Source organism: Haloarcula taiwanensis (assembly GCA_002844335.1).
In the GTDB taxonomy this organism is placed as follows: Archaea; Halobacteriota; Halobacteria; order Halobacteriales; family Haloarculaceae; genus Haloarcula; species Haloarcula taiwanensis.
On record CP019154.1, the window covers coordinates 2,323,457 to 2,340,476 of the forward strand.

Here is a 17,020-nt window from a genome sequence, read left to right on the forward strand (position 1 = left end):
TAGGGTGGCCTAAAAGACTTAACACCACCGATATTTTGGCGTCCCTAAACCACGAGAAGTAATGCGCTCTTACAGCGAGAGGTCCACACTATCCCCGGTACTGACACCGAACGCTTCGTCGCCGCGACCGCGGTTGACGGCAAGTTCGACGTTCCCGTGGCTGCCGACGGTGACGAGTCGCTGCCCACGGTCGACGGCGGCGTAGGCTCGGCGGACAGGAGCCTCACCGCCGTCGACTGCGGCCGTCCCGCCGAACCGCTTTGCGAGGAGCTCGCCGGGAATGTTCGTCACGGCGTTCCCGAAGTCATCGACGACGAGCACCTCGCCGGTCGCCCCGTCGCTCTCGACAGCGGCCTCCGGAAACCGGAGGTCGACGTAGTCGTCAGTCGGGGCAGTTTCTGGCCGCGCTTCGAGGTTGTCGACGCCGGTGTCGTGGACGGACGCCGCGGCAGGCGCGAACACGTCCCGCCCATGGAATGTCGTACTCGCCGGGTCGTCGTAGTCCCAGGTGAACACCTCCAAGTCGTCCGTCCCGTCGGTCTTGTCGTCGGCCAGTTCACGGGCGACCGGCAGGAGAACGCCGTTATCCGGACCGACAAGCGCGTGCTCGCCTGCGCGAACGACGAGGGCGTCCCGGTCGGTCCCGACACCCGGGTCAACGACGACACAGTGGACTGCCGGCGGGAAGTACGGGAGCGTCTGCGTGAGCCAGAAGGCCGTCGCCCTGACATCCTGCCGTGGAAAATCGTGGGCAATGTCCTCGATACGGGCGTCGGTGGCCCGGCAAATGACTCCTCTCATCGCTGCGGGGTACGGCGAGCCGAAGTCGGAACTCAGCGTAATCATCAGTCGTCGAGGTCCTCGATGGACTTCTCGACCGACTCGTCGGCGGCGGCGTACCGTTCGAGCGAGTCGGTGTCGGAGACGTGCTGGAGGCGCTTGATGCCGTGAATCTCCTCGATGACCTCGACGACCGACGGCGGGACGCGGTCGCGCCATGACTCGTCGTCTATCATGCGCTGGCGGATTTCGCTGCCCTCCAGCCGGTCGCGGTCGAACATCGGTGACTGGCGGACCTCGATGCCGGCCTCCTCGAACAGGCGGACGACAAGCGGGTTGTTCGAGTAGGCCACGTCGAAGTCCGGACACATGCTCTCGACGTGGCTCACCCAGACGGCGTTGCGGTTGATATCCTCAAGTGGGACAACGTAGGTCGTCAGGTCGTACTCCGCGACGGCCTTTGTGATCATCATGATCCGCTCACCGGCCGTAAAGGGGTCGTGTGTGGTATGTGAATCGTCGGCGCTTCCGATACCCAAAACGAGTTCGTCGACCTCCTCCGAGATCCGCTCAACCATCGAGTGATGGCCGTTGTGGTAGGGCTGGAAGCGACCGATGTAGAACCCACGCATATTCCTCAGTGGGTGTGGTGGTTTGATAAACCCGACGACGCGGTACTGCCGGAATACAGCCCCGCCCAATTCGGGCGCTGTACTGCGTTTTCAGGGGTGTTGCAACAACCGACACGGGGAGAAAGTATATCAGTCGACAGGCCTTCCGTGAGTATGTTAGCAACGTTTGTATGAGCGACAACACCGACACCGACGCGACTCCCGACCCTGATCGGGAGGCATCCGACGCTGGGGAGGAAGAGGCGTCGACTAACGGGGCCAAACAGGACCCCGACGAACCTGCCTCTGACCCCTCAGCCGACGAGCCATCCGACCCGTCCGAGGACCGATGGGGCGGCGAGGGAGAAACGTCCGAAACGACACTCGGAAGCGATGTCCAAGTTGACGGCGAGTCCGATCTGGAGGGAGACGAGGAGAACCTCCTCGGCGGTCTCGACATCGAGTCGACCGCCGACATCGAAGTCCCGGACCGACTCGTCGACCAGGTCATCGGGCAGGACCACGCCCGTGACGTGATCAAGAAGGCGGCCAAACAGCGCCGCCACGTGATGATGATCGGCTCCCCCGGGACGGGGAAGTCGATGCTGGCAAAGGCGATGTCCCAACTGCTTCCGCGGGAGGAACTGCAGGACGTTCTTGTCTACCACAATCCCGACGACGGCAACGAGCCGAAAGTTCGCACCGTCCCCGGCGGCAAAGGGGAACAGATCGTCGAGGCCCACAAGGAGGAGGCCCGCAAGCGCAATCAGATGCGGACCTTCCTCATGTGGATCATCATCGCTATCGTCATCGGCTACGCCCTGATCCTCGTCCAGCAAGTCCTGCTGGGGATTCTCGCGGCCGGTGTCATCTATCTCGCGTTCCGCTACGGCTCGCGTGGCAGCGACGCGATGATTCCGAACCTGCTGGTCAACAACGCCAACCAGAAGACCGCGCCCTTCGAGGACGCGACCGGTGCCCACGCTGGCGCACTGCTTGGCGACGTGCGTCACGACCCGTTCCAGTCCGGTGGGATGGAGACGCCGAGCCACGACCGCGTCGAACCCGGCGCGATCCACCAGGCCAACAAAGGCGTGCTGTTCGTCGACGAGATCAACACGCTCGACATCCGCAGCCAGCAGAAGCTGATGACGGCCATTCAGGAGGGCGAGTTCTCCATCACGGGCCAGTCCGAGCGCTCCTCTGGCGCGATGGTCCAGACCGAACCCGTTCCCTGTGACTTCATCATGATCGCCGCGGGGAACCTCGACGCGATGGAGAACATGCACCCCGCGCTTCGCTCCCGTATCAAGGGATACGGGTACGAAGTGTACATGGACGACACCATCGAGGACGACCCCGAAATGCGACGGAAGTACGCACGCTTCGTCGCCCAGGAGGTCGAAAACGACGGGCGGCTCCCGCACTTCACCGAGGAGGCCGTTCAGGAGGTCATTCTGGAGGCTCGGCGTCGTGCCGGCCGTAAAGGCCACCTCAGTCTGAAGTTCCGTGATCTGGGCGGACTGGTCCGCGTCGCCGGCGACATCGCCCGTGCCGAGGACCGCGAACGCACCGAGCGTGCCGATGTCCTGCAGGCCAAACGACGCTCCCGGTCCATCGAGCAACAGCTCGCGGACAACTACATCGAGCGCCGCAAGGACTACGAACTCACCGTCAACCAGGGCGACGTTGTCGGGCGCGTCAACGGACTCGCCGTCATGGGCGAGGACAGCGGTATCGTCCTCCCCGTGATGGCCGAGGTCAGCCCGTCACAGGGCCCCGGCCAGGTCATCGCCACCGGACAGCTCAAGGAGATGGCCGAAGAGGCCGTCCAGAACGTCTCCGCGATTATCAAGAAGTTCTCCGACGAGGACATCTCCGAAAAGGACGTTCACATCCAGTTCGTGCAGGCCGGTGAAGGCGGCGTCGACGGCGACTCCGCATCTATCACCGTCGCAACCGCGGTTATCTCCGCGATAGAGGACGTTCCGATCAAGCAGAACCTCGCCATGACCGGCTCGCTGTCGGTCCGGGGCGACGTGCTCCCGGTCGGCGGTGTCACGCACAAGATCGAGGCGGCCGCGAAGTCCGGCCTCGATACGGTCATCATCCCCGAGGCGAACACGCAGGACGTGATGATCGAAGACGAGTACGAGGACATGATCGAAATCATCCCCGTCTCGCACATCTCCGAAGTGCTGGAGGTCGCGCTGGCCGGCGAAGCGGAGAAGGACTCGCTGGTCGACCGCCTCAAGTCCATCACGGGCAAGGCCCTCGATCACGAGGTCGGCCGGCAGAGCGGCAGTCCAAGTCCCCAATAAATGCCCGAGTGGGCCGCGTTCGTCGGCCTGACGGGGTTTCTTTTAACCGCACTGCTCGGTCTCGCACGACTCTCACAGGGAGCCGTACGGCCCGACGGCGGCGTCTCGTCCACAGTCGACAGCGTTTCGATGCCCGACGGAGATCCGACCATCCCACGCTTCGAAACCCAGCGGGCCGCGGCCCAGCGGCGGCAGATGCGCGACACGCTCGCGCCGAGTGACCTCTCGACCGGGGCGTTGCTCGCCAACGTCGCATTCACGCAGGGGCTGTTCGGTGTCCTGCTAGTCGCCGGGGCGTTCTACTTCGAAATCCCGGCCAGTGCGTTCGGTATTACTGCGGACGCGCTCTCGACTGGACTGCCGGCGCTAGCTGTCGGTATCGGCGCGGGAGTCGGGTTCTGGATGGGCAACGAACTCGCCGCCGCGCTCGCCGACGGCTTCGGGGTCGCCTTCGACGAGTCGCTGCGAGAACTGCTCGCCCCGGACTCGGCCGGCGGCTGGATTGTACTGCTGGGCGGTGTCCTGCCGGTCATCGCTATCGTCGAGGAACTGCTGTTCCGGGCGGCGGCTATCGGCGTCCCCGTAGCCGGCCTCAACGCACCGGCGTGGGCGATGGCTATCGTCGCCTCCGTCGCCTTCGCGCTGGGCCACGGCGCACAGGGTCGTGTGGGAATCGTCGTCACCGGCACGCTGGGGCTGGGACTCGCCGGCCTGTTTATCGCGACAAACAGCTTCCTCGCAGTCGTCCTCGCCCACTATCTCGTCAATGCCCTCGAACTGATTGTCCACGAGGGGCTTGGCGTCGACCGGCTCTGGGTCTAGAGCCCCTCGATAGCGCGGAGCTTCTGCTCGACGGGCGGCGGCGCGGCACTCGGCCCGTCGCGAACCCGATGGTCCGGAATCAGCAGTGGCACGGGGTTCGCGGCCAGTGCCTCCCGTACCTGTGTGAGGTCGGCCTCGTCGTCAGCGTCCAGATCCGGTGTCATGCGAGCGACCTGTGCGACGGAGGCGTCCTCGCCGTAAGGAATCTCTCGAACGGCTTCGAGCACTGTGCGCTGGTCCGTCGGGACCGTGAGGCCGACGGTGACATCTGCGAAGTCGTCTTCGGTCCCCTGAAGATACTCGTCGATACGGTCGAGCAGGGCGTGGTCCTTGCCAGCGTCGGCCTCCGGCTGCGACGGAAACGACAGCGAGATGATCCGGTCACCGGCTTCTCCGAGCTGGACGTACCGGTCGAGATACGACGACTCGCGGGCGTAGATTCCTGCGTCCCCGGTCGGTGCTTCCATACTAGCGATGTCGGCCGGTCGCCTCTTCAACATTCGGCATCGGCGTTCGTCAGTCCTGAACCGAGAGCACGCTGGGGTAGTCAGAGATGAGCCCGTCCACGCCGGCCCGCACCAGCTCCCGGGCCTGATACCACGTACTAACTGTCCAGACGTTCAGGTCCCGGTCTTCGTCGGCAGCGATGTCGACGAGGTCGATGTCGCCTAAGTCGGATTCGATGTAGCTGTCGTCGTTGAAGGAAGGCGTGCCCTGAACCATGTTCCGGGGGACGTTCATCGCGTCGCAGTCGTAGCGGCGGGTGACCTCAAGCCCCTCCTCGATGCTATCCCAGAACAGGAAGGCGACGGGGACCGAGTCATCGTAGTCGCGGACAGTCGCAACTGCGGCCTCGTAAAACGACGAGACGAGGATATCGTTGTCGTACTCGCTGGCGAGGTCAAGCGCGCGCTCGGTGTAGGGTCGCCACAGCTCTTTCTGTGTCGACAGCGTCTGGTCCGGCAACGACTCGGCAAAGCGGAGGTCACTGCTGCCGGGGTTCTTGAACTCCAGATTGACGGCAACACTCGGCGGAATCGAGTCCATGACGGTTTCGAGCGTCGGAACCGTCTCCCCAGTGCCGAGAACGGTCGCGCTGGTCACGGTATCGGTGTCGGTCTCGAAGACGAGTCCCTCAGTGTCTGTCAGACCGCGTTCGCCGCCGTCGCGTTCGGCAAGCCCGTTGTCGTGGAAGGTGACCAGCGTGCCGTCGGCCGTCGGCACGACATCAACCTCAATCATGTCGGCGCGCCGGTGGGCCGTCTGCGTTCCCGGCCCGCCGAACGAGGCCGCCTCGACCGCCAGTTTCGTGTTCTCCGGGTAAACACCGGCAAACCCGCGGTGGGCGATGAGAGTCGGCTCGTCAGTCATCGCTTCGTGCTCGCTGTCGTCCGCGTCACTGGTGGCTGTTTCAGTACCATCCGATTCCTGAGACGTTGCGCTCCCCACGAGCCCCGCGCTTGCCAGTGTCGCTGCTGTCCCGCCGACAAACGTCCGCCGACCGATGTACTGTGACATGGTACGTACGGCTGGCGACCGGTCGTGAAAGACCGTTTATATGAGATATATATGTCTCTCAGTAGACGTATCCAGCGGCAATCAGGGCTGTAGCCGCCCCCGTCATAGCGATCACGCGTCCGTACTGTGGCGCTCACGGGCCGCGGCCACGACCAGTGGAAGTGTAATCGTCGCGTCAGCATACACCGAGACATTCCGGGCGTCCTTTTCAAGTTTCCCCCACGAGCGGGCCTCATCGAGCGTGGCACCGGAGAGACCGCCGGTGTTCGAGGGGTCCATCGTCAGCTGGACGGCGTAGTCGTAAGCGTCGGGCGAGACGAGCATCGTCTGGAGGACGTAGTTCTTCGGGACACCGCCGCCGACGACCATCGCGCCGGCACTGTCAGCCTCGTACGCGATATCCGTAATCTGTGTCATGTCCGCGAGTGCGTCGACCGTGAACTCGCTGGTCTGGGAGTACATCCACGCTTGCAGGCCCAGCACTGAGTCCTGAAACGCCGGACAGTACACCGGCACGTCGTTCTCGTAGGCCGCCGCCAGCACGCCAGCGTCCTCGGGCACGTCCTCGCGCTCGTTGACCGCGGCGTTTGCCCGGCCGAGCTCCTCGGTCATGTGCTGGATCGAAACCGCACCTTCGTCTTCCAGCGTCGAGAACACCTCGTCCCGGAGGTGATTCTCGAACAGGGCGAAATGCTCCTGTGGGAGGTAGACGTTGTAGATGCGGTCGACACCTTCGTCCCGGAGCGTCTCGTCGTGTTCGCGCTCAGTTCGGCCCTCAGGCGTGACCTCGCCGTGATGGTGCTTGCCGCCGATGGCCTCGATGGTGTCGTGGGTGCAGTTTGCGCCCGTCGTGACCAGCACGTCGATGTGCCCGTCGCGGATGAGTTCGCTGACGATGGCCCGCATTCCGGTGGGGACCATCGCGCCGGCCAGTCCGAAAAAGGTCGTCACATCATCGTTGAGCATCTCGCTGTAGATGTCGACGGCCTCGTGGATGTCGCTCGCGCCGATGCCGGCTTCGCCGTAGCTGTCAGCCAGTTCGCCGACGGTCATTCCGGCCCGGGCCTCTGCGTGCCCGATGGGGTCGTGATGGAACGTCTCTCGATCGTCGGTGTGGTCGCTCATTGCTGTGCAGTCGAGTGCGGGTGGGTTTCAACGTCGTGGTTCGTCACGGTTAGTGCGGATTATGTGTTGATTTGTCGTCACATGCCGCAGCTGAAACGGAGGGCTTAGACACCCCTGTGTTGGATAGCACGCTATGGATACTGCTGCGTTCAGGCGCGGTGTTCGGGATGTTGCGCCGCTTCTACTGGGTATTATTCCGTTTGGTCTCGTTGCCGGCATCGCGACGGTCAACGCCGGACTCGGACTGCCAGCCGCAGTCGGGCTGTCGGTGGTCGTCTTTGCCGGCGCATCACAGCTCGCGGCGCTTGAACTGCTGGGACAGAACGCGCCGCTGACGGTTGTTGTCGCGACGGCCGTCGTTATCAACCTCCGATTGCTGATGTACTCGGCATCCATCGCGCCGTACTTTCGCGATTTCACCAGCCGGTGGAAAGCGGTGCTCGCCTACGTGCTGACCGACCAGGCGTACGCGCTGTCGGTTGCCAGCTACCGGTCCGACAGGGAGACGGACCGGAAGTGGTACTACCTCGGCGTCGCCGTGACGCTCTGGGCCGTATGGCAAGTCACGACCATTGCGGGGGCGCTGCTCGGCACTGGCGTCCCCGACGCCTGGGGCCTCGAATTCGCCATCCCGCTTGTCTTCCTTGCGATACTGGTTCCGGCAATCGAAGACGCGGCGACCGGCATCGCCGCTGTCGTCGGTGGCGTCGTCGCCGTCGTAGGCGCTGGGCTCCCACTCAATCTCGGACTGCTCGTCGCGTCCGGCGTTGGTATCACTGCTGGCGTACTCACAGAATCCGTCACGGGAGGAACCGATGGCGACTAACTACGGCCCGGTTGAGATCGCTGGCGTAATCGCCGTCATCGGCGTACTGACGTACGCCTGTCGGCTCTCCTTTATCGCGCTGTTCGGTCGGCTCGACGAGATTCCGCCAGCCGTCGAGCGAGTGTTACGGTTCGTCCCCGCTGCCGTTCTCGCGGCACTTGTCCTCCCGTCGTTCGTGACCCTCGATGCCAGCAGTTTCGCCGCGGACAAGTTCGTCGCCGGCGCGCTCGCGGCCGGTGTCGCCTGGCAGACCGAGGACGTGTTCGCGACAATGGTGACCGGAATGGGCGTTCTCTGGGCCATCAGGTTCCTGCTGTAATCAGCCCAATTTCAGCGAGGCACCACAGCAGTCAGAGCGGTACTGCTGGCGTTGCTCGACAAGCTTGCAGTCTTGATAGCGGCGGGCGACGAGGCCGCCACACGCCCCGCAGGAGAGGACGTACTTCGGGTCGGTGAAGACTGGACAGTGGACATCAGCAGCAAGCCGGTCAGCGCGCTCTCGAAAGGCTCGGCCGTGGTCAGTCGTCCCGTCGCGCTGGTACTGCTCGACGTGGATGAGTTCGTGGCGCAGCGTCATCTCCCAGGTGTCCCTGTCAAAGGTCGAGAACGCGTCCCGGGTCAGCGACACCGTACACCGGAGCGGGCGGCCGTCGCTCCCGTCGATACTGCTCCAGTCGTATCGCTCGCCAACGACGGCGTCGTCTAGCTTTGGCCGCTTGACCGCAGCGGCTCGGCGCTTGGCCCGGTGTGACACCTCCCAGTCAACGAGGTCGAACCGAACGGAAACACCATACTCACTGCGGACTCGCTGACAGTACCCCCGTGACCAGGCGATAAGGTCCGAATCGGATTTGATACCTTCGTACGAAACAGTCTCGGCCATCGCCTCAGAGGCCAGTCGGGCAGTCGATATAGGTTGTCTCAAGCCCCCAGTCCTCGGCGACAGTCTGGAGCGACTGGACGCCGAACGTCTCCGTCGCGTAATGGCCGGCGAGAATGACGTGGATTCCCTGCTCGCGCGCCTCGTGGAAGGCCTTCTGTTTCCCCTCGCCAGTGATGAGCACGTCAGCGTCCGTCTCGACTGCCTCCTGCAGCCAGTCGACGCCGCTGCCGGTGACGATGGCGACATCCTCGACAGTCGACGGCCCGAAGTCCAGTACCTGCACTGATTGCCCGCCGGTATCGACATTTCCTTCGAGGGTTTCGGCGAGTTCGGAGATCGTCTGTGGTTCTTGCAGGGAGCCACGCTGGCCGATGTGCTCGCCGCCCATCGACCCGAACGGCGCGCGGTTGTCGAGGTCCAGCAGGTCCGCGACGCCGGCGGCGTTGCCGAGCGACTGATGGCCGTCCAGCGGGAGATGCGCGACGTACAGCGCGAGGTCGTTGTCGACCAGCGGTGCGACCCGGCGGTAGTTGGTGTCCGTCACGCGCTCCATCCCGCCCCAGACGATGCCGTGGTGGGTCACGAGCAGGTCAGCACCCGCGTCGGCGGCGCGGTCGATGGTCTCGACGGCCGCATCGACTGCGAAGGCGACGTGCTCGACCGGCTGGCTCGCCGGCCCGACCTGCAGGCCGTTCGGACTGGCGTCGATGTCGGCGTAAGCCTCGGTGTCGAGTCGGTCGTCGAGACGCGTCGCGATGTTGCCTGCGTTCATACCGCCGGCTTCGAGATGGCCGGTGGTATGCTTTTCTCTACCGGTGTCTGGCTATCCGTCCGATTCGACCAACCGGCCCTTGTCCTGCCCGATGAGGTCCCGGTCAACCGCGGCATCGATGATGGCGTCGAACTGCTCACCGTCGATGTCGTAGGCGTTGACCGCGACTTCTCGGATTTCCCCTCTGTCGACCGGCATCTCACGGTTCTGGAGGAGGCGCATCACCTTGTTGTACTCCAGTTTCGTCAGCGAGGGGCTGTCGTCGCTGTCCGCATCGCGATCAGTGTCTCTGGTTTCAGTGGTAGCCGGTGCGTCATCGGTCTCAGCCGACTCCGCCGTTTGCGTGTCCGTGGTGTTCGGCGCGACCGTGTCCGTCGCATCCGACTTCGTCGCCGTGTCCGCCGTCTCAGCCGACTGCGCCGACTGTTCCTGCCCTGCCGGACTCGCGCTGTCGGCACCCAGCAGCGAGCCGTCATCGGTCGGCTCGACCACGCCGTCAGTGGGCTTCGGTTCGTCGGTCGTCGGTGTTCCAGACTCGTCCAGCAGTCCCGGCTGCTCGTCGGTCCCAGCATCGCCAGCCGGTTCCGCTGTCTCGCGGGCATCTGCCTTCGCTGCCTCGACGGCCGGTTCGACGATAGTTGCGAGCTTCTCCCGGCAAGTCGAACAGAGAACGACAGTGCCCTGCTCCTCAGTGCCCGGGTCCAGCGATTTCGGGATAATCGGATATTCGGAGAGCGAAACGTCGAGGGCACCGCCACAGAAGTAACACGACGATAGCTGGTCCATGCTCGCAAAAGAGATGGCCTGTTTACTAAAAGACTCCTTGGTGTATCGACACCCGGGCTACTAGAGACGGGCATGACAATCGAAACAGGACTGGGGCTGAGTTGTTGTATACATTGTGCTATTTTGCATACTCTTGTCCATCGAAGAACGCGCGAACCAGTTCTGCGACTTCGGAACCGGGCTCCAGCCACGGCGTATGGCCGTGTCCTGGAAGTTCGTGGAACGCGGCGTTTGCCATCTTTTCGGCGACGGGGCGACCGACATCTGGCGCATAGAAGGCGTCCTCCGTTCCCCAGACGAACTGCGTCGGACGGTCTATTTGCACGATTTCGTTCCGGATGTCAAAGAGGGGGTGGGCGTGGCCGTACGACCCCTGTACAGTCGCCAGCGACCGCTGGCTTTCCTGACGCCCGGGTAGGTCTTGGCCGACGGCAAGCAGTTCGTAGAACACGCCCGGTATCGCTGCGGTGTCGACGACGTTGACTCGCTTCATCGACTGCCTCGCGTTTTCCACCGGGTCGCCGCGGGTAAGCAGCCACAGCAGGACTCTGTTGAGACCGCGAACCGTCAGCAGTCGAAACAGGAGCGGAAAGGCCCGCGAGACGCCGCCCGGTGCGCCGACCAACTGCAGGCGGTCCACGCGGTCGTGGTCGATAGCCAGCAGGAACGCCTGGAGGCCGCCGTGGGAGTTGCCGACTACGTGTGGTCGGTCGATAGCGAGCGCATCGAGCAGTTCCAGCAGGTACGCCACAAGAAACGACCGGAGGTTCCGGTTCCGGTAGCTCGGAGCGGCCGAAAGGCCGAGCCCGGGTCGGTCGGGAGCGTACACGCGGTACTCGTCAGTGAGCGAAGGGAACAGCGGCAGCCACGTCGCCGCCGGCGTTCCGACGCCGTGAAGGAGCAGCACGGAATCGCCGTCCGGGTCCCCGTCGACGAGATAGTGAACGCGACCCGCCGCCTCCGTCTCGGTTATTCTGGACTCGACGCCGAGGTCGTAGTGGTCGGCGAGGCGGGCCTGGGCGTCCGCGTAGCGTCGCTCGGCCGGATGAGGCCAGTCGTCTGGCGACAGCGCACGGCCCTCGGGAACTGTGGTACCACCACTCATACTCGAACTGTCCGGCGCCGTCCGCATCAGTCTACCGCGGCCAGTGCTACATGGCAAGATTGCGCCTCCATGAGACACATATAGCTCCGCCACTTCGCTATCGCATGGAGCGAATCGAAGGCACCATCCTTACCGGGCGGTCGTTCGAACCGGTCCACGGCAGCGTTGTCGTCGAAGAAGGCTACATAACAGCCGTCGAGGAGACGCCGGCCCGCGAAAGCGACCACGACCGAATTGTCCTGCCAGCATTCGTAAACGCCCACACCCACGTTGGCGACTCCGTTGCGAAAGAGGCAGCTGTCGGTCTTGGACTGGAGGAGGCAGTAGTACCGCCCGACAGCCTGAAACACCAGCAGATCGCAGCGGCCGACGACGAGACGCTGATTGCCGCGATGCACCGCACCCTTCGGTTCATGCAGCGAACCGGCAGCGCGGCGTTTCTCGACTTCCGGGAGTTCGGCGTCGACGGGGCACGTGCGCTCCGCAAGGCCGCCGAGGGACTCGATATCGAGCCGTTCATCTTCGGGAGCGACGACTCCGCGGTGCTGGATTTGGCCGACGGATTCGGTGCCAGTGGCGCGAACGACGACGATTTCACCGCTCACCGGGCTGCTGCTTCGGAGCGGTCAGTCCCGTTCGCGATCCACGCCGGCGAACCGGACGCGACCGATATCCACCCGGCGCTAGACCTAGAGCCGGACCTGCTGGTCCACATGGTCCATGCCGAGACGGAGCACCTCGAACGTGTGGCCGACCAGAGCGTCCCCATCGCGGTCTGTCCCCGTGCGAACCGCGTCCTCGGAGTCGGCCGACCCCCGATTGAGACGCTGCTTGAGTACACAGACGTTGCGCTCGGGACGGATAATGTGATGCTGAATGCCCCATCCATGTTCCGTGAGATGGAGTACACCGCGAAGACGTTCGACCTCCCCTCGCAGACGGTGCTCCGGATGGCGACGACCGCCGGAGCCGAAGCAGTCGGCCTCGACTGCGGTGTCATCGAACCCGGCCGCCGGGCCGCGCTACTGGTCCTCGATGGCGACTCGGACAATCTCTCGGCCGTCGCCGACCCAGTCGACGCAGTTGTCCGGCGGGCGTCTCCGCTAGATATCGACCGAGTTATCTGCTGAATGGACAGCGGGCATGGAGCCGGGTACACTCCGGGTTAGCGCTGGTCCGCGTGAGCAAACACGAACGCCCGAAGGAGTTTCGCGGCCAGCGTCGCTGTCTGGCCGTCGTCGCGGTCGTTGACCTCAACCACGTCGAAGCCGACGGCCTGCGGTGCGACGGCCCGGACCACGTCGTGCATCTCGCGTGGTTCGAGGCCGAACGGCTCCGGCGTCCCGGTTCCGGGTGCGAACCCGGGGTCGGCGGCGTCGATGTCGACGGAGAGATACACCCGCTCGTCGTCGAATGCAGGCGACCAGTTGGCCACGTCTTCCGGCGGCACCACGGTCACATCGTCTTCGTTCGCGCGCTCCCATTCGGCTTCCGAGCCAGTTCGTGCGCCCAGCACAATTGCCTCGTCGGCCACCGAGAGCGCGTGGCGGGTCACCGTCGCGTGGGAGTGCTCGTCACCGGCGTAGGACTCGCGCAGGTCCAGATGCGCATCCAGACAGACGAACACGTCCGGATCGAGCGCACGCACACCGGCGACTGAGACGGTGTGTTCGCCGCCGATGACGAGCGGGACGTCCCCCTCGCTGTCGAAATCCGAGAGGGTTCCCTGGAGGAAGGTGAGGTACTCGGCGATGTCGGCCGTGGGACCGATGTCGCCGTGGTCGTAGACGGAACAGTCAGTGAAGTGTTGGTCGGTGTGGTGGTCGTAATCGTCGAACCCCTGGCAGAACTGGCGGACGCGGCGCGGGCCGAAGCGCGCCCCGGGGCGAAACGAGGTCGAGGCGTCGAGCGGCGCACCCACGAGCGCGTAGTCGGCCGCCTCGCGGTCGGCCCCCGCACCGGGTAGCATCGTTACGAGCGTGTGATCTTGCGCTGCTCTTCGTACTGGAGGTACTCGATTTCGTCGTCAGGCTGGAGGTCGATGTCTTCGGGGACGCGCATCGTGAACGTGTCGTAGGTGTCGAGGTCCATTACCTGCGCGTCGTTGCCGTCAGTCGAGACGACCTGGCCCTGCTTCCGGTTGACAATTGGGACCCAGACCTTCGCGTCGACGGGCTGAGACAGCGAGCGCTTCTTGCCGTCGAAGACGCCCTTGGCGTCGATTCGGGCCTTTGCGCTGCCGTGCTTGCCCGGCTTGGCCGTGCTGTAGGAGTTGATCTTACACGGCGTGTCCTCGATCATTACGTAGCTTCCTTCGTCGAGCTCTCGAACTTCGGTCTGCTCTCTTGCCATACCGCCGGATTACCCCTGTTTCGGTATAAACGGTTTGGAATGGCGCAAGCCAGACCGTCGCGGCTTCCGCGCTAGCTGGGTTCGCGTATCGCGTAGGTCACGGCCGGCCAGAACCCCCCGACAGCAACACTACGTCCTGTGACCGTTTCCATCCGACCCCACCGTTCAAGTGAGCTTGCACTAACCACACAAGTGTGGCACTCTCGTTCGACCTGTTCGGGACACTCGTTACGGCAGACCGGCCGTCGGAGCCGTGGGACGCCGTCTCCGCGGCGCTCTCCGCCCGGTCGGTTCGGGTGCCGGACGACTGGGAGGCGGCCTACCGCTCGGCCCACCGCGAGTACGACCGCGGCCGGGAAGCGCCGCTTGACGAGCACGTTCGGCTGGCGCTTGCCAGCCGCGGAATCGAGGTCACCGAGGAGACGGCGACGGCGGCCGTCCTCGACGCGTTCGACAGCCCGGTGACGGTCCGCGACGGGGCCATCGAGGCGATGGCCGCCGCCGCCCAGCGCGGGCCGGTCGCCGTCTGCTCGAACTGCAGCGTCCCGGGGCTGGTCGAGCGAACGCTCGCGCGGGCAGACATCGAACCGCGGAGCGGGCACTCGTTCGATGCTGTCGTCACCAGCGTCGGCTGTGGGTGGCGGAAACCGCATCAGCGAATCTTCGAGGCGACGGCCGACGCGCTCGGCGTGACGCTCGCGGCCCTCGTCCACGTCGGCGACGACGCCCGGACGGACGGCGGCGCGGACCGTGCGGGCGCGGAGTCGGTGCTGCTGGACGAACATCCGCTGCCGGCGATAGCCGAGCAACTCCGGGAGGGAGAGCTGTGCTGAGCGCGCTGGCCGTGGCCGTCGCCGGCGGGCTGGAACTCGCAATCGGCGAGCCGCCGACCCGGGTCCACCCCGTCGCGTGGTTCGGACGGGTCGTCGGGACCGTCGACCGCGAGTGGAACCACCCGCTCGCGGTCGGGGGGCTGGCCGCGGCGCTGTTGCCGCTCGGAGCCGCCGCGGTCGTCGGCGCTGCCGTCGCGCTCGCCGCGAGCATCGGGCCGCTGGCAGCCGTCGCGCTCGCCGGCCTCGCGCTGTTTCTGACCACGAGCCTCTGCAATCTGCTTTCGACCGCGCGGGTGATCGTCGCCGACAGCGAGGCAGACCTCCCGACCGCCAGGGACGGCCTGCTCGCGCTCGCTGGCCGGGACGCTTCCGGCCTCTCCGCGGGCGAGGTCCGCAGCGCCGCCGTCGAGAGCGCGTCCGAGAACCTCGCCGACGGGCTCGTCGCGTCGCTTGCCGCGTTCGTCCTGGGCGGGTTCGTCGCCGCGGGCCTCAGCCTGCCGGCGCTCCCGGTCGCCGCCGGCGCGGCGGCGTGGGTCAAGGCCGTCAACACGATGGACTCGATGCTGGGTTACCGCTCGAAACGCGTCGGTACGCCCGCGGCGCGCCTCGACGACGCCGTGATGTGGCTGCCGGCGCGGCTGAGCGCTCTCTTGCTCGCCGTCGCCTGCGGGTCGCCCCGGTCGGTGGCCCGCGCCCGGGCCTGGCTGGACGGCGTCCCCTCGCCGAACTCCGGGTGGCCGATGGGGACGGCCGCCGCGGCGCTCGACGTTCGACTCGAAAAGCCGGGCGTGTACGTGCTGAACCCCGCGGGGAAGCTCCCCGACGCGGCGACGGCCCAGCGGAGCGTGACCCGGGTCGGCGTCGCCGGGGCGGCGGCGTACCTGCTTTCCGGGCTGGGGGTGTACGCGTGGTTCTGACCGCGGTCCGGGGGGCGCTGGGGTTCCTCTCGCGGCTCCCGGTCGGGCACAGCGAGCGGGCCTGGGAGGCCTTCGTTGGGACGCCGGCAGCGTTCCCGCTGGCCGGCTACGTCGTCGGCGGCCTCGTCGCCGTTCCCTTCCTCGCTGCGGGTCTGCTTCCGGCCCCGGTCGTCGCCGCGGCGTACCTCGGGAGCGTCGTCCTCGTCACCGGCGTCAACCACGCCGACGGGCTCGCGGACCTGGGGGACGCCGCCGTCGTCCACGGCGACCCCGCCGAGCGCCGCGACGTGATGCGGGACACGACCGTCGGCGTCGGGGCCGTCCTCGCGCTGGGGACGGTCCTCGTCGCGCTGGCGCTGGCCGCGCTGGCAGTCGCCGGGCTCCCGCCGCTGGTCGCCGTCGCGCTGGTCCTCGCCGCCGAAGTGGGGGCGAAGCTCTCGATGGCGACGCTGGCCTGCGTCGGCCGCCCGAGCCACGAGGGGTTCGGGTCGACGGTCATCGACGGGAACGGCTCACGCCACCTCGTCGGCTCACTCGCCGTCGCGGTGCCGGCCGCCGTCGTCGCCGCTCCGGCGACCGCGGTCACGGTCCTCGCCGGCCCGCTGCTGGCGCTTGGCCTCTCGGGGTGGGCCGACCGCCGGCTGGGCGGCGTCGGCGGCGACGCCTTCGGCGCGACTAACGAACTCACGCGCGCCGTGGCGCTCCACGCTGGCGTCGCCGTGTGGTCGCTGTTCGGAACGCCGCTCGGCGGCTGGGAGGTGTTCGCGTGGACGCTCTCGTGATGTGTGGCGGGCGCGGGACGCGGCTGGCCACCGACGCCGAGAAGCCGCTCTTCCGCGTCGGCGGCGTCCCGATGGTCGACCGGGTCGTCGGCGCGCTCCGGGACAGCGCCGTCGACCGTATCGTCGCCGCGCCGTCGCCGAACGCGCCGAACACGCGGTCCCATCTGGACGTGCCCTGCATCGAGACGCCGGGCGAAGGGTACGTCGCGGACCTCGACGCGGCGCTGGCCGACGACCGGCTCTCGCGGCCGGTCCTGACCGTCGCCGCCGACCTGCCGCTGCTCAACGGCGAGGTCGTTGACCGCGTGCTCGACTCACACGAGGGGGGCTCGCTGACGGTCCTGGTCCCGGCCTCACTGAAACGCGGACTCGGCGTGAGCGACGACACGACGTTCGAAGACGGCGGCCGAGTAGTCGCGCCGACGGGCGTCAACGTCGTCGGCGACGGCCCCGACGACGCCTGGCTCACGCGGGACCGGCGCGTCGCGGTCAACGTCAACACGATCGCCGATGCCCGCGTCGCGGAACAGTGGCTGTGAATGGCGGCGAGATGGGCCACCCGCGGCGTCGTGTTGGCAAGCAAATAT

At 66.0% G+C, this 17,020-nt stretch carries 20 protein-coding genes; 9 read left to right on the forward strand and 11 right to left on the reverse strand.

Features of this window, described 5'->3' with window-relative positions; all coding sequences use genetic code 11:
• Positions 1 to 69: 69 nt before the first annotated feature.
• The gene (locus BVU17_11785) at positions 70 to 846 is read right to left on the reverse strand and encodes an S-adenosyl-l-methionine hydroxide adenosyltransferase (protein ID AUG48169.1); all 777 of its coding nucleotides are present in this window, start codon (positions 844 to 846) and stop codon (positions 70 to 72) included.
• On the reverse strand, positions 846 to 1,412 hold the full coding sequence (locus tag BVU17_11790; GenBank protein ID AUG48170.1) for a nicotinamide-nucleotide adenylyltransferase: 567 nt from the start codon (positions 1,410 to 1,412) through the stop codon (positions 846 to 848). The genes BVU17_11785 and BVU17_11790 overlap by 1 nt, the downstream gene beginning before the upstream one ends.
• A 170-nt stretch (positions 1,413 to 1,582) precedes the next feature.
• Here BVU17_11790 and BVU17_11795 point away from each other — a divergent pair, with 170 nt between their 5' ends.
• Entirely contained in the window at positions 1,583 to 3,712 is a 2,130-nt protein-coding gene (locus BVU17_11795; protein AUG48171.1) for an ATP-dependent protease LonB, read from the forward strand.
• On the forward strand, positions 3,713 to 4,534 hold the full coding sequence (locus BVU17_11800) for a protease (protein ID AUG48172.1): 822 nt from the start codon (positions 3,713 to 3,715) through the stop codon (positions 4,532 to 4,534).
• On the opposite strand, the gene BVU17_11805 is transcribed toward BVU17_11800, so the two are convergent.
• From BVU17_11805 to BVU17_11815, 3 genes are all read right to left on the reverse strand, one after another.
• On the reverse strand, positions 4,531 to 5,001 hold the full coding sequence (locus BVU17_11805; GenBank protein AUG48173.1) for a cysteine methyltransferase: 471 nt from the start codon (positions 4,999 to 5,001) through the stop codon (positions 4,531 to 4,533). The genes BVU17_11800 and BVU17_11805 overlap by 4 nt on opposite strands.
• A gap of 49 nt (positions 5,002 to 5,050) precedes the next feature.
• Positions 5,051 to 6,052 (reverse strand): glycerophosphodiester phosphodiesterase, encoded by a 1,002-nt coding sequence (locus tag BVU17_11810; protein ID AUG48174.1) that lies wholly within the window; start codon positions 6,050 to 6,052, stop codon positions 5,051 to 5,053.
• Between the two features lie 111 nt (positions 6,053 to 6,163).
• The gene (locus BVU17_11815; GenBank protein AUG48175.1) at positions 6,164 to 7,177 is read right to left on the reverse strand and encodes a deoxyhypusine synthase; all 1,014 of its coding nucleotides are present in this window, start codon (positions 7,175 to 7,177) and stop codon (positions 6,164 to 6,166) included.
• A 133-nt stretch (positions 7,178 to 7,310) separates the two neighbouring features.
• Here BVU17_11815 and BVU17_11820 point away from each other — a divergent pair, with 133 nt between their 5' ends.
• A complete protein-coding gene (locus BVU17_11820; protein ID AUG48176.1) occupies positions 7,311 to 8,003 on the forward strand; it encodes a branched-chain amino acid ABC transporter permease in 693 nt (230 codons plus the stop codon).
• Positions 7,993 to 8,322, forward strand: coding sequence for a branched-chain amino acid ABC transporter permease (locus tag BVU17_11825; GenBank protein AUG48177.1), 330 nt, complete (start codon positions 7,993 to 7,995; stop codon positions 8,320 to 8,322). The genes BVU17_11820 and BVU17_11825 overlap by 11 nt, the downstream gene beginning before the upstream one ends.
• Here BVU17_11825 and BVU17_11830 read toward each other — a convergent pair whose 3' ends face one another.
• The 4 genes from BVU17_11830 to BVU17_11845 form a co-directional block, all read right to left on the reverse strand.
• Entirely contained in the window at positions 8,323 to 8,886 is a 564-nt protein-coding gene (locus BVU17_11830) for a transcription elongation protein SprT (GenBank protein ID AUG48178.1), read from the reverse strand. It lies immediately after the preceding gene.
• 4 nt (positions 8,887 to 8,890) lie between these two features.
• Positions 8,891 to 9,658, reverse strand: a complete 768-nt coding sequence (locus BVU17_11835; protein ID AUG48179.1) for a Nif3-like dinuclear metal center hexameric protein — start codon at positions 9,656 to 9,658, stop codon at positions 8,891 to 8,893.
• A gap of 51 nt (positions 9,659 to 9,709) precedes the next feature.
• On the reverse strand, positions 9,710 to 10,444 hold the full coding sequence (locus BVU17_11840; GenBank protein ID AUG48180.1) for a hypothetical protein: 735 nt from the start codon (positions 10,442 to 10,444) through the stop codon (positions 9,710 to 9,712).
• 118 nt (positions 10,445 to 10,562) lie between these two features.
• A complete protein-coding gene (locus BVU17_11845) occupies positions 10,563 to 11,549 on the reverse strand; it encodes a 2-hydroxy-6-ketonona-2,4-dienedioic acid hydrolase (GenBank protein AUG48181.1) in 987 nt (328 codons plus the stop codon).
• Positions 11,550 to 11,653: 104 nt separating this feature from the next.
• On the opposite strand from BVU17_11845, the gene BVU17_11850 reads away from it, so the two are divergent.
• The gene (locus tag BVU17_11850) at positions 11,654 to 12,679 is read left to right on the forward strand and encodes a nucleoside deaminase (GenBank protein ID AUG48182.1); all 1,026 of its coding nucleotides are present in this window, start codon (positions 11,654 to 11,656) and stop codon (positions 12,677 to 12,679) included.
• Between the two features lie 35 nt (positions 12,680 to 12,714).
• Here the strand turns inward: BVU17_11850 and BVU17_11855 are convergent, their stop codons facing one another.
• The gene (locus BVU17_11855; GenBank protein ID AUG48183.1) at positions 12,715 to 13,518 is read right to left on the reverse strand and encodes an agmatinase; all 804 of its coding nucleotides are present in this window, start codon (positions 13,516 to 13,518) and stop codon (positions 12,715 to 12,717) included.
• Positions 13,519 to 13,520: 2 nt separating this feature from the next.
• The gene (locus tag BVU17_11860; protein AUG48184.1) at positions 13,521 to 13,901 is read right to left on the reverse strand and encodes a translation initiation factor IF-5A; all 381 of its coding nucleotides are present in this window, start codon (positions 13,899 to 13,901) and stop codon (positions 13,521 to 13,523) included.
• Between the two features lie 194 nt (positions 13,902 to 14,095).
• On the opposite strand from BVU17_11860, the gene BVU17_11865 reads away from it, so the two are divergent.
• Genes BVU17_11865 through BVU17_11880 form a run of 4 tightly spaced genes read left to right on the forward strand, consistent with a single transcriptional unit; the run spans position 14,096 to position 16,972 of the window.
• A complete protein-coding gene (locus BVU17_11865; GenBank protein ID AUG48185.1) occupies positions 14,096 to 14,734 on the forward strand; it encodes an HAD family hydrolase in 639 nt (212 codons plus the stop codon).
• The gene (locus tag BVU17_11870; GenBank protein AUG48186.1) at positions 14,728 to 15,651 is read left to right on the forward strand and encodes a CobD/CbiB family cobalamin biosynthesis protein; all 924 of its coding nucleotides are present in this window, start codon (positions 14,728 to 14,730) and stop codon (positions 15,649 to 15,651) included. The genes BVU17_11865 and BVU17_11870 overlap by 7 nt, the downstream gene beginning before the upstream one ends.
• The gene (locus BVU17_11875) at positions 15,642 to 16,433 is read left to right on the forward strand and encodes an adenosylcobinamide-GDP ribazoletransferase (protein ID AUG48187.1); all 792 of its coding nucleotides are present in this window, start codon (positions 15,642 to 15,644) and stop codon (positions 16,431 to 16,433) included. The genes BVU17_11870 and BVU17_11875 overlap by 10 nt, the downstream gene beginning before the upstream one ends.
• The gene (locus tag BVU17_11880; protein AUG48188.1) at positions 16,433 to 16,972 is read left to right on the forward strand and encodes a cobalamin biosynthesis protein CobY; all 540 of its coding nucleotides are present in this window, start codon (positions 16,433 to 16,435) and stop codon (positions 16,970 to 16,972) included. Before BVU17_11875 ends, BVU17_11880 begins: the two co-directional genes overlap by 1 nt.
• Positions 16,973 to 17,020 lie beyond the last annotated feature (48 nt).